The organism is Pseudoalteromonas sp. TB64, from assembly GCF_000498095.1.
Taxonomy (GTDB): domain Bacteria; phylum Pseudomonadota; class Gammaproteobacteria; order Enterobacterales; family Alteromonadaceae; genus Pseudoalteromonas.
On record NZ_AUTQ01000230.1, the window covers coordinates 37,539 to 50,437 of the forward strand.

Sequence of the window (12,899 nt, forward strand, 5' to 3'; positions counted from 1 at the left end):
GTTAATAATGTATTTCCATAAAGAGCTATTTCAACTGACTAACTAAAAATAAATGTTTAAAAATTTAAAGTTACCTCGCGTTACTCTGCGTTTGATCACTCATAAGCATGCCGCTAAATTATTTACTATTTTAAATAATCCACTTGTTGCTCAATTTAATGATTATAAAACTCCGCTTAGCAAAGCCGATATTAAACAATTAATACAAGACGATATAAGCGCATACTACGAGGGCGAAGTTATTCGTCTAGCAATTGAACATAATACAGATAGAGATTTAATAGGCACATGTGGTTTATATAAAATAGAACATACAAGTAAGACTGCATTTATTGGTTTTGAACTCGATCCGCTTTTTTGGCAACAAGGTTTAATGTTTGAAGCGCTGGTGGGTTTTATAAGTGCTTTGCCAAGCGTACAGCAAATAAACTACCTTTTTGCTGAGGTGAGTACGCAAAATATACGTTCGCATACTTTATTAACTAAACTTGGATTTTCGCTTACGAGTAAAGCGGTCATACAAAGTATGTGTGGAGTGGGTGATTTAAAGTTAGATGAAAATGATGGTAAGGATAAAAGCGAAATTTGGTTTAAGTGCTTAAAAAGCTAAAATGTTTAATAACCACTTTTGAATATTTAATTAGAAAAGAGTCTATAATGTTATAAAAATAATCACTTTAAATAATGATGAAGTGTAAGCAAATGAATTTGTTACCCGAGTTTTATTAAACGTGTTCGCTTAACAAGGATTTTATATGCTAGAAAAACTCTTCCAAGATGCCCTCGTTATTTGGGCTACCATAGACCCAATAGGAACTATGGCGCTGTTTGCTGCGCTAACCTCACACCTAACAGATCAACAACGTCGTAAAACAGCCTTTAAAACGGTGCTCTATGCAGGGTGTGTATTATTAGGCTCTATTTTAATTGGTCAACTTATACTTAATGCAATGGGTATTAGGTTAGTATCGTTTCAATTAGGGGGCGGTATTATATTGTTTTTATTTGGTTTACAGATGATTTTTGGTAGCGACTCAAATAAAGCAAAGCAAGATCCAGAGCACGATATTGCAGTATTCCCGCTTGCCATACCTGCAACAGCAACTCCAGGCGCTATATTAGCGGTTATATTACTTACCGATAACCATATACATCCAATTTCGACTCAGATAGGCACAGCCCTTGTTACACTTGGCGTATTGGGCATTACATTAATATTGTTATTACTGTCGGGTAAAATTATTAAGCTAATTGGTACTGGTGGAGCATCTATTTTAACGCGCGTGATGGGGATGATATTAGCTGCGTTTTCAGTAGAGCTTATTATGACTGCGCTTGAAATAAAACAATGGGTTAAGCTAGATTAAAATTAGTTGTTAATTCAATATTTAGGAAATGCCGTATGGCTGTAAAAATAGCAAAACACTATTTTATAAATTTAAGTTTAGCCATTGTAATATTTGCTTTAGGTATTTTAGCCATTCGTTATTACAACCATTATGTATCTGCCTATACAGATATAACAATTAACTCTAAAGTGCTTAACGAATCCCGCAAAGTGTTTATTAGATTACCCGCTAATTACAATCCCAAAAAAGCGTACCCATTAATTATTAAAACAGATGGTAATTTTAATTTAGAAACATGGGATCAAACACTTACAAAGCAAGCCAAAAGTGAAAAAGGGGATAAGGCTATATTGGTGTCTATTCCTAATTTATTTTTTACTGATACACGCAATCGCGATTTAGTGCCTCCTTATGCTCGACAAGAGGTAAATACAGAGCCTCGTTTAGAGCTTGAAACACTTCCTGAACCGAATGGGGAAGCCGATAAGTTTTTGCAATTTATAGAAACAGAGCTACTCCCGTATTTGTCGGCTAACTATAAGCTTACTGATAATCGTATTTTAAGTGGGTTTTCGGCTGGAGGGAGCTTTGTACTTTATACACTGCATACAAAGCCTGAATTGTTTAATGGCTACTTTGCATTTAGTCCTGCAGCTTGGTATGACGACATGACCGTAGTTAAAAGAGTAGAGACATTTTTACAAAACGAATCTAGCAGACTTAAATCACGTACTTATTTGTATATATCTGTGGGTGGAGCAGAGAACCCATTAATGTTAGAGGCGTTTAATAATTTAGAGTCAGCTTTAACAGCAAATCCTAATAATAACCTTGTGTGGCAAAGTGCTATAAATGCAGGTGCAGAGCACTCAGATAATCTACCGCTTAGCGTAGCTACTGCTTTGGCGGGGTATAATAAGTTTATTAAAGAGTAAGTTTGTTTGGTTTAAGTATTAACTGTATAAATATACAGTTAATGCTGTTTTATATATTTTTAATAACAAACAAACTTTATATTTTTAGACTTAGTTTAATATTATTAAGTACTTATACGTTTGTCTGGTTTTAAAGTCAGTTTTGTATAACGTTCTTAAGAACTGTATTTATATACAGTTAATGGTCGTTGAGTTAAAATGCTATCAATACTTAGCACTTATATAGCCCATAATTTGTTTACAGCTTTTAATGTACGTTGTGTGTTTAGAGGGTTAGTAATATGCTGTGTAAGTATCGTGCAATTTCAATATAACCTCACCAAAGTTACATCATAGTTTTAATACTGTTTTTGTAGTTAAAGAATAATAATAATTAATGGCTGGTGGCTTCACACATAAAGAACACATCATACTAAATTTAGTTTAATACTTGCCTAAGCAATAGAGTAAATTGTAACTAAAATGATCAAAAAGGGAGTGCGAAATACAAGATGGTAGATTTAGAGAAGTAAAAGAGCATTTTATAAATGCTCTTTTACTACATATTAAGGCTTTGCTTTTTTAAAAAATAATACGAGTGTAATTATAAATGCGAATACACTACAACTTATAAATACATTTTGCTCACCACCAGGAATATATTCCATAAAAGACGTAAAAAACTGACCCGAAAATACAGCCATCGTAAAGTAAGATAAATTTTTACCACGTACTTTTACATCGCTTAGTTCAACCGTCATATGATTTAAAAGAGGGATGCTAAAACCAAACCCTATGCCTATTAATATTGCACCTAAAATTAAAAGTAGGGTGCTTGCGTATGTAAAACAAATATACGATAAACCAAAAGCTAAAAAAGCAAATGCCAACACTTTGGGTTCACCTAGCAACTTTGTTACTTTAGGCATAAAGCCAGCTGTAACTACCGCGACTAAAGATATAAATGCGAGTAATTGACCAATTTGTGACTCGTTATAATTTTGTGCATTCATAGTAATAGGAAGTAAAACGGTTGATGTAAAAAATATGGTCATTGCTAAAGTCGAGATTACATATACACTTTTTAAAGAAAGTCCGTTAATCGTTTTAGCCGTGTTGAGCTCAACTATTTCTTCGTTATTGTTGTTTGTTAAATTTTTATTTGGCACAAATAACAAAAGCATCGCTAAAAATACCCATGCAATTAAATAAAGTGAAAGTGGTAAGCCCCAAAACTGCGACGCAAGTAAACCACCTAAAAATAAAAATACAACACCACCTAGCTCTATTGCCATGCCTTGTTTTGCAATCATACCTAGGCGCGCTTCGCCTGTGTACCATGTTGAAATTAAAACAGTGCAACTAGCCATCACAACAGCAGTTATGCCACCAAGTAAAAATCGATTAGCAAATACTAATGTAGGACCATTTAAAAAATAAACACTGGCACCTGCAAGACCATATAAAAACAAACCAATTATTAAGAGTTTATAAGCGCCGTGTTTATCTATTAGTTTTCCCGCAATAGGAGCAAACACAACGGCACCTAACGAGGGAAGTGTAATTAAAAGTACGGCGTTATCGGTTATACCTAATCCTTGTGAAATACTTACTAAACCCGGAGCAAGTAAAGTGCCTACCATTATAGTTAAGCTAGCTATGCAAAGGAGTGTAAAGCTACCTGCTGTTTTTAATTTATTCATATGTACTCCTAAATTTTAAAGTAATTATTTTTTAGCTAAAGAGTTAAAAACTGCGCTTAGTAAAATAAATATAATGCTTACAACTACAACTCCTGGCCACTGATAAAGTGCAAATGCTTTTACACCAACCATTGAGCCAACAGCGCCGCCAATGTAATAACCCAACATGTAAATTCCATTTATGCGGCTTTGCGCTGATGGATCAATACTAAAAACACGAACTTGGTTAGCGACTTGAGCACTAAATATGGCAAAGTCGATTAAGATAATACCCACTATTAATGATGCCAAACTGCCATTAAATAAACCGGTAATTGCAAAACCAATAGCTGCTAACGCAAGAGCAATCATTATTAAAGTTTTAGATCCTAGTTTGTTAACCCATTTACCAGATGACTTAGCACCAATTACTCCTGCCAAAGCAATTACGCCAAATAAACCAGCTTGTTGTGCGTTGTAGTTAAATGGTTCATCGCTTACATAAATAGCAAGTGTTGCCCAAAGTACGTTAAATGAAGCAAACCAAAAAGCACCTGAAAGTGTAAATGTTGTAGCGATTTATGTTTAGTAAATAATGCCAATGTACTTTTAATAAGCGCCAAGTAACGCAAGTTAGTGCTGGGCTTGTTTGAAGGTAAAAAAATGCGGAGTAGTACACCAAATAAAGCTGCAAGTAATGCCGACATTAAAAATACATTTCGCCAGCCAAATTGCTCACCTACAAATCCGCTTAACGTTCTTGAAAGTAAAATACCAATGGTTAAGCCCATCATTAAGGTGCCTAATGTTGCACCTTTTTGATCTGCAGATACAAGCGATGCCGCAAACGGTATTAGCTGCTGGGTAATATTGGCGCTTACACCAATTAAAAATACCGAGATAAGTAACAACGAATAGTTTGGCGCTAGCATTGCAGTACCGCAAGCAAACACCAATAAACACGATAAAAGACTAATTAAACGCCTGCGGGTAATTGAGTCACCCAAAGGAGATATAAACAATAAGGCAAACGCATAACCAATTTGTGTTAACGCTGGAATACTGCCTAGTTGCGAATTACTTAAGTTAAACTCGCTCGCTATAAGCGGCAAAATAGGTTGGCTGTAATATAAATTGGCGGCTGTTGCAGCAATTGCAGTGGTCATCAGTAATAATATAAACCGACTCAATGATTGATTATGTTCAGGCTTTGCCATAGTGCTCTCTGATTTTTAAACATGGGGTAATAATAAGAGTTCTTTACCTATAACAAAAATCATATTATTTTATAGAATCTATACAATTATTGTATTTTAGGCATGTTATGGACATAAAAACATTAAAGAGCTTTGTAAGCGTTGCTAAGCATCAAAGTTTTTCAGAGGCAGCGAAAGAGCTACACACCGTGCAGCCGGCAATAAGCAGGCACATTGCACAGTTAGAAAACGAGCTTGATGTTGTATTATTTATAAGAAACTCGAGAGATGTTGCAATAACTCAAGCCGGTGAGCAGTTATTAAAAGATGCCAACGCAATTTTGGCGCTCGCTGCAAAAGCTAAAACTCAAGTTAAACGAGCGCACAATGGGCAGGTAGGTACACTTAATATTGCCCATTTAAGTTCGGCATGCTTAACCTTTATGGCAACACTTGTACGAGAATATAAACAGCAATATCCGCATGTACATGTCACCTTGTTCGAAATGACCGCGACGGAACAAATACACGCTTTTAAAAATGAATTAATTGATATTGGATTTTCGCGACCATTACCTGAGTCAATTAGTGATGAATTTATAAAACACGATATTTATATCGATAAGTTAGTCGCTGTTTTAAATAAAGATCATAACGAGTCTGACAAATTGAGTATTGATTTGAATGACTTAAAAAATGATAAATTTGTTATTTTTGATCGAGACGAAGCAGTTGGTTTATTTGATGAAACCATAATGCTTTGTAAAAGTGCTGGTTTTTCGCCAAATATAATAAGCCACCCTCGACATATGCAAACATTAGTTACCGAAGTTGCAGCAGGGCTTGGAATATCGATTGCTCCACATTGTGTTCGTAAATTATATAGCGAAGGGTGTGTGTTTGTGGCAATAAAAAATGCGACTAAAAAAATACCGGTAGAAGTGCAATATAAACAAAGTAACTTAAACGCAACAGTACACGCTTTTGTTGATATAGCGCTGGCCGCAAAGCCCGAGATACAACGGAGCATGGCTTAAACACTTGTTTAAAATCCGAGTAAAACGACTAAAACCCTACAATATAATTATCGTAGGGTTTTAAATAAATTTAGCTTAAATTAGCATTAAAGTTTATATCTAAAGCCAATAGCGATGCCATCATCCTCCGACTGTTCCATTAAAGCTTGCTGTTCTTTGTTATTACTTTGAAAGCCACCAAAATCTTTACGTGCTTCTACGTAAGCAATAGTGTCTGCATCAATAAGATAGTGCAAACCAATAACAGCAAATTGACGTTTAAATACATCATTTGGATCGGCGTTAAAGTTTGGCTGAATAACGTAGTCGTCGCCGGCGTCAAACAGGTTATAGGCAATAAAAGGGCGTAAGTCGTTATCAAAACGATACGATGCAAAGGTTTCGACCCCAATAGCATCTTTAATTAAACGTCCTAGGTTGTCGGTATCATGATTTTGGTTTTTATTAACGTTAGCCGCTACATATAAGCCAGGTGCATTAAAGTCGCCCCATTTAATACCCGCACCGTATATTAAGTCCTCAACTGAGCGGGTAGTACCATCACAAAAGTAAGGTCAAACTCTCCTCTGTTTACACCTGCAGTAAGGGTAAGCATTTTAGTTACGTTATAAGTAACTGCACTGCCAAACGTTGAGTTAAATTCGACTCTTTGGGCTGCACTATCACCAGACTCCCATAATGTTTGGCATTGCGATTGTGATATATCGGTAATATCGCAGGTATAAAAATCATCGTTTTTTAATTGAGCTTGTATTGTAAAATCAAATTCTTTGTAACTATTACGATACTGCACGAGTTTGTCGCCACGACCAGTTCCATTCACTGCGCCATCGTCTTTATTGTACGTATATACACCAGCGGCATTACCATCCCACACAAAGCTATTATTTGTGGCATAAACTACGTCGTACCAAGCACCCCATTGTTTACCGATTGTAAGTTGCCCGTATTTTTCATGAGAAAGACCCGCATAACCTAAACGGTTATACAAAAACTCATCTTGAATGGATTCAAAGCGGTTATTGTAAACAATATCACTACTGCCCACAGGGTTTACACCCCATTCTACAAGTGCAAGTGCCATCCAATCATTTTTAAGTTTTCGCTCAAAACTAAAGTTTATTCGTGAGGTACCATTGACGACTTCGGTCTGACCTTGAGTATTAATTACACGAACATCTACATAACCACCAACATTTAAGGCGTTAGTGTCATCTTTATACAATTCGACTGCAAATACAGTCGGAGCAGCTACAATAAGTGCACTAAACAGTGCCGCTAATTTTATGTTCATTTTATATTGCCTCAGTGTGTGAACGACTGTTTTTACCAAAGTAAAATTTTAATAGTTGCAGACTAACAAAGCACTATATAGCTCAAAAGTGAAAAATACTCATTAAAAGTGACAACAAAACACCAAGAATATTCACTCACCGTTAACGTTGTTTTTATTGTGTTAAAAACATTTGATTATTGATGTGGTTAGATAGGTAAATAGTGCTGTAAAACGCTTAATAGCATAAATATTAATTTGAATTTATTTCACGTTGATTAAAAAATAACATGTAGTGTAATTGCTCTAAAATGGCTTTATTTTCAAAGGTATAACTAAAAATAATTTTAAGGTAATAAAATCCGATAGATTAAACCAGATAGATACCATCCCTCATTTATCAATAAGCTGAGTTGTTTTTAAATATAGTTTTATTAATTGAAATAATTGATAAAAGGTTACTTTAAGCCCAAATTTAATTCTTACTAAAATAAGCCACCAGCCTTCTTATAAGCTTTATTTATTACTGTACATTTAAATAAGGGTAGTACGTTTAAAAATGCACTGTAATGCCAGTGTTTGAAAATAATCTTTGATAGAAAAAAGGCCTAATTTGGTATAAACTGCGCGCAATTTAAATACATCCTTACACCCTCGGAGGGTAGCGCTATTATTAGTACAGCTAATGTCACCATGCAATTTGGTGCTAAACCATTATTTGAAAATATCTCAGCAAAATTTGGCGACGGAAACCGTTACGGTTTAATCGGTGCAAATGGTTGTGGTAAATCAACATTTATGAAAATTTTAAGTGGTGAGCTTGAAGCGTCTTCAGGTAATGTAAGTACTGATCCAAATGAACGCGTTGCTAAATTAAACCAAGACCAGTTTGCATACGAAGAATACTCAGTAATTGACACTGTGATCATGGGTCACAAGCAATTATGGGAAATTAAACAAGAGCGCGACCGTATTTATTCTTTACCAGAAATGAGTGAAGAAGACGGCATGAAAGTAGCCGATCTTGAAACTGAATTTGCCGAAATGGATGGTTACTCTGCTGAATCTAAAGCAGGCGAGCTTTTATTAGGCGTAGGTATTGGCACAGACCAACACTTTGGTCCAATGTCTGAAATAGCACCTGGTTTTAAACTGCGTGTGCTACTTGCTCAAGTATTGTTCTCAGACCCAGACATTATGCTACTGGATGAGCCTACCAATAACTTGGATATTTATACTATTAAGTGGTTAGAAGACGTGTTGAACCAACGCGACTGTACCATGATCATCATCTCGCATGACCGTCACTTTTTAAACTCTGTGTGTACACACATGGCCGACATTGACTACGGCGAGCTACGTATTTACTCAGGTAACTACGACGAATACATGTTTGCAGCAACGCAAGCCCGTGAGCAGTTATTAAGTGAAAACGCGAAGAAGAAAAACCAAATTGCTGAGCTTCAACAGTTTGTTTCGCGTTTCTCTGCTAACGCATCTAAAGCTAAGCAAGCAACATCGCGTGCTAAGCGTATTGATAAAATTCAGTTAGATGAAGTTAAAGCGTCATCACGTCAAACGCCGTTTATTCGTTTCGATCAAGAAAAACAGTTATTCCGCAACGCACTTGAAATGAATAATCTAACGCAAGGTTTTGACGATACAACTTTATTCTCAGGCCTTGAAGGTTTAGTAGAAGTTGGCGAACGTATTGCTATTATTGGTGAAAATGGTGTTGGTAAAACAACATTACTTAATACTTTAGCAGGGCGCTTGGCGCCTAAAGCCGGTGAGTTTAAGTTTTCTGAAAACGCGAACATTGGTTATTACGCGCAAGATCACGCTGACGAATTTGCAACCGACATGAACTTGTTTCAGTGGATGGAGCAATGGCAACAAGAAGGCGACGACGAGCAAGTAGTTCGTAGCTTTTTAGGTCGTATGTTGTTTTCGCAAAACGATATTAAAAAGTCAGTTAAAGTAATATCTGGTGGTGAGCAAGGTCGTATGCTGTTTGGTAAAATTATGATGCATAAACCAAACATATTACTTATGGATGAGCCAACTAACCACATGGATATGGAATCTATTGAAGCGCTTAACTTAGCACTTGAAGCCTACGAAGGGACATTGATGTTTGTATCGCACGATCGTCAATTTGTATCCTCTGTTGCTACTCGTATTTGGGAAGTTAAAGACGGTGAAATAATCGACTTTAGAGGCAACTACGCAGAATACTTAGCGAGTAAAGAAGCTTAATAACCTATTTACCCGTTAACTCTAAAAAGCCATGTTTAAACATGGCTTTTTTTGTTTTTGTGAGTCGCAATTAAACTTGGTTTGGGTATAATACCCGCCTAAAACCGGACATAAGTCCGCTATTTTGAAAATACATTACTGAGGAATATTTATGACTGTTGGCATTATTATGGGTTCTAAATCAGATTGGCCAACCATGGAACACGCAGCACTTATGCTAGAACACTTTGGCATTAAGTACGAAACTAAAGTTGTGTCTGCACACCGAACTCCTCAATTACTTGCTGATTACGCAAGTTCAGCCGCAGATCGCGGCATTAAAGTTATCATTGCGGGTGCTGGCGGCGCGGCGCATTTACCAGGTATGGCGGCTGCATTTACTTCGCTTCCTGTACTGGGTGTTCCAGTAAAATCAAAAGCATTAAACGGTGTTGATTCGTTACTGTCTATTTGCCAAATGCCAAAAGGCGTTGCAGTAGGCACATTAGCAATTGGCGAGCCCGGTGCTGCAAATGCAGGTTTATTAGCTGCGCAAATTTTAGGATGTCAAAATCCAGAAATTTTTGCAAAAATTGAAGCGTTTCGTAAACAACAAACCGAGACTATTTTAGCTAATCCAAATCCTGCAGAGTAATAATGAATATTCTAATTTTAGGTGCTGGTCAATTAGCTCGAATGATGAGTCTTGCCGGTGCACCACTTAATTTAAATGTGGTTGCTTACGATGTAGGCAGCAAAAAAATCATGCACCCGTTAACTGGTGAAGTTTATACAACAACACTAGAGCAGGCTATTGTAGACGCTGACGCAATTACAGCAGAATTTGAACACATTCCTGATGATGTATTAACACTTTGTTGTAATAGCAATAAGTTTTACCCAGGAAAAGCGGCCATTAAAACTGGCGGCGACCGTGCTCTTGAAAAAGCATTACTTGATAAAACCGACGTAGCGTGTGCGCCGTATCAATTAATTACTGAAAAAGCACATCTAGAACAAGCTGTTAAAAGTTTAGGTAAGCCATTAGTCATTAAAACCTGCCAAGCGGGTTATGATGGTAAAGGTCAATGGCGTTTAAAATCTGACTTAGAAATAGATAAAATTTGGTCAGAAATGGCAGACTTTATTGCCTCTGGCACAGAGCAAGCACCGCACACTATTATTGCAGAAAAAATGATCCCATTTGATCGCGAAGTCTCCATTATTGGCGCACGCGATATACACGGTAACGTTGCTATATACCCATTAACAGAAAATGAGCACACAGATGGTGTGCTAACGTTTTCTATTGCAGGTAAAAATAATCATAGCGTGCAAACTCAAGCCACTACTGCATTTACAAAGTTAGCGAATGAACTTAATTATGTAGGCGTGCTAGCTATTGAGTTTTTTGACGTACAAGGCACGTTGCTTGTTAACGAAATTGCTCCACGTGTTCATAACTCTGGTCATTGGACGCAGCAGGGATGTCATTGTTCGCAGTTTGAAAACCACATGCGCGCTGTTGCAGGCTTACCTTTGGGTAACACTGAGCTTAAACAAATCACCGCGATGATAAATGTTCTTGGTCAACCAAGCATTCCAGCTGACGTTCTAAAGTTTACAGATGTTACTAGCCATTGGTATGGTAAAGCACCAAAGCCTGGGCGTAAGATGGGTCATATAAACGTATCGGCAGATAGTATGAACGACTTGGCTGATAAAGTTGGAGAGCTCACAGAATATTTACCTGAGGAACAATACCCAGGTCTTTTAAAAGCGGCTGCAAACCTAATTTTACATTAAACAATTAATTCTTTGTTTTACTAAATGCCGAGCTTGCTCGGCATTTTTTTTGATTAAATAAAGCGCTTGGTTATCGAGTTTGTGAAATAATAAAGTTGTCTACAATTTTACAGTGAAATTATTTAATGAAACTTAAAGCAATTTATAGCGCAATACTTGTTGCGGCTTCTTTCAGTATAAATGCATTTGCATCAGACTCTCTTCGTGTTGCTACATTTAATGTCAGCATGGATGCAACAAATCACACACCTAAAGGCGAGCAAGTTAAAAGCGATGCCTTGGTTAACGCACTTAAATCAAATAACCAACAAATTAAAAATATTGCTGAAATAATTCAACGTGTTCGTCCTGATATTATTTTACTTAATGAGTTTGATTTTATACCTAAAGAGCAAGGTGTAGAGTACTTTAATAAGCACTATTTAAATGTAAGTCAGCAAAAGCAAGATGCTATAAATTATCCTTATTTTTATATAGCGCCTGTTAACACCGGTTTAGCAACAGAATTTGATTTAGATAACGATGGTAAAAAAAATGGCGTAATGGGCGATGCACAAGGTTTTGGCTTTTTTGAAGGGCATTACGGCATGGTCGTGCTTTCTAAATTCCCAATTGATTTTGATAAAATAAGAACGTTGCAAACCTTTAAATACAAAGACATGCCTAACGCGCAAATGCCATTAATGCCTAAAACAGGTGAAAACTGGTATAACGAGCAAGAATGGCAAGCACTGAGACTGAGCTCTAAGTCGTTTTGGGATTTACCTGTTACTGTAAACAACAAGACCATACATGTACTTGCATCGCACCCAACGCCACCGGTGTTTGATGGCGAAGAAAATCGTAATGGTAAACGTAATCATGACGAAGTAAGGCTAATTGCCGATTATGTAGCAAATGCTAATTACATTTACGATGACCAAGGTAAAAAAGGGGGGCTAAAAGCCGATTCTCGCTTTGTTATTTTAGGCGATTTAAATGCAGCTCCCGAGGGCGACAAAGCACGTACTAATACAACCGATCAAATACTTAAAAATCCACTCATTAACGCCAGCTTTACTCCAAAAAGTACAGGCGCTAAAGAGCAATATAGCAGTGTACCTTATGGGCAAAACTACAGTGCAAATTGGCAGGCTCGAGTAGATTACGTACTACCGTCAAATTATGGATTAAAAATTAAAAACGGCGGTGTGTTTTGGCCAAGTAAAACAAGCGATGAGCATCGTTTAATTGAAGATAGAAACGCTTCAAGCGATCATCGACTGGTTTGGCTTGATTTAATAGTTGAATAAGCATAACCAAACGGCTGTAAAGCGCTATTAAACTGAGCTTTACCTTGTTTAATAGCTATTTATCTTAAAAAATTGCAATAACTTGAGTACTTCTGCTTAAATACGGTCTAAT

The 12,899-nt window shown here is 36.7% G+C and carries 11 protein-coding genes and 1 pseudogene; 8 read left to right on the forward strand and 4 right to left on the reverse strand.

Annotated features, from left to right (window positions below):
- Window positions 1–52 precede the first annotated feature (52 nt).
- The 3 genes from L647_RS0119480 to L647_RS0119490 all read left to right on the forward strand — a co-directional run bounded on the left by L647_RS0119480 (window position 53) and on the right by L647_RS0119490 (window position 2,284).
- Complete coding sequence (locus L647_RS0119480; protein ID WP_024612514.1) at window positions 53–610, forward strand: GNAT family N-acetyltransferase; 558 nt, start codon at window positions 53–55, stop codon at window positions 608–610.
- Between the two features lie 145 nt (window positions 611–755).
- Complete coding sequence (locus L647_RS0119485; RefSeq protein ID WP_024612515.1) at window positions 756–1,367, forward strand: MarC family protein; 612 nt, start codon at window positions 756–758, stop codon at window positions 1,365–1,367.
- A 35-nt stretch (window positions 1,368–1,402) separates the two neighbouring features.
- A complete protein-coding gene (locus L647_RS0119490) occupies window positions 1,403–2,284 on the forward strand; it encodes an alpha/beta hydrolase-fold protein (protein WP_024612516.1) in 882 nt (293 codons plus the stop codon).
- Between the two features lie 545 nt (window positions 2,285–2,829).
- Here the strand turns inward: L647_RS0119490 and L647_RS0119495 are convergent.
- Genes L647_RS0119495 through L647_RS1000000126595 form a run of 3 tightly spaced genes read right to left on the reverse strand, consistent with a single transcriptional unit; the run spans window position 2,830 to window position 5,162 of the window.
- Window positions 2,830–3,966 (reverse strand): MFS transporter, encoded by a 1,137-nt coding sequence (locus L647_RS0119495; RefSeq protein WP_024612517.1) that lies wholly within the window; start codon window positions 3,964–3,966, stop codon window positions 2,830–2,832.
- Between the two features lie 24 nt (window positions 3,967–3,990).
- A complete protein-coding gene (locus L647_RS1000000126590) occupies window positions 3,991–4,524 on the reverse strand; it encodes an MFS transporter (protein ID WP_343223090.1) in 534 nt (177 codons plus the stop codon).
- The gene (locus L647_RS1000000126595; RefSeq protein WP_253948911.1) at window positions 4,443–5,162 is read right to left on the reverse strand and encodes an MFS transporter; all 720 of its coding nucleotides are present in this window, start codon (window positions 5,160–5,162) and stop codon (window positions 4,443–4,445) included. Before L647_RS1000000126595 ends, L647_RS1000000126590 begins: the two co-directional genes overlap by 82 nt.
- 107 nt (window positions 5,163–5,269) lie before the next feature.
- On the opposite strand from L647_RS1000000126595, the gene L647_RS0119505 reads away from it, so the two are divergent.
- A complete protein-coding gene (locus tag L647_RS0119505) occupies window positions 5,270–6,178 on the forward strand; it encodes a LysR family transcriptional regulator (protein ID WP_024612518.1) in 909 nt (302 codons plus the stop codon).
- A gap of 86 nt (window positions 6,179–6,264) precedes the next feature.
- On the opposite strand, the pseudogene L647_RS01000000124660 reads toward L647_RS0119505, so the two are convergent.
- Window positions 6,265–7,472, reverse strand: a pseudogene (locus L647_RS01000000124660) (porin).
- 648 nt (window positions 7,473–8,120) lie between these two features.
- Here L647_RS01000000124660 and L647_RS0119515 point away from each other — a divergent pair.
- From L647_RS0119515 to L647_RS0119530, 4 genes are all read left to right on the forward strand, one after another.
- Window positions 8,121–9,710 carry an ABC-F family ATPase gene (locus L647_RS0119515; protein WP_076917068.1) on the forward strand — a complete coding sequence of 530 codons (1,590 nt, stop codon included), beginning with the start codon at window positions 8,121–8,123 and terminating at the stop codon, window positions 9,708–9,710.
- A gap of 151 nt (window positions 9,711–9,861) precedes the next feature.
- Complete coding sequence (gene purE / locus L647_RS0119520) at window positions 9,862–10,344, forward strand: 5-(carboxyamino)imidazole ribonucleotide mutase (RefSeq protein WP_024612520.1); 483 nt, start codon at window positions 9,862–9,864, stop codon at window positions 10,342–10,344.
- A 2-nt stretch (window positions 10,345–10,346) separates the two neighbouring features.
- Entirely contained in the window at window positions 10,347–11,495 is a 1,149-nt protein-coding gene (locus L647_RS0119525; RefSeq protein ID WP_024612521.1) for a 5-(carboxyamino)imidazole ribonucleotide synthase, read from the forward strand.
- 125 nt (window positions 11,496–11,620) lie between these two features.
- Window positions 11,621–12,787 (forward strand): endonuclease/exonuclease/phosphatase family protein, encoded by a 1,167-nt coding sequence (locus L647_RS0119530; protein ID WP_024612522.1) that lies wholly within the window; start codon window positions 11,621–11,623, stop codon window positions 12,785–12,787.
- Window positions 12,788–12,899 lie beyond the last annotated feature (112 nt).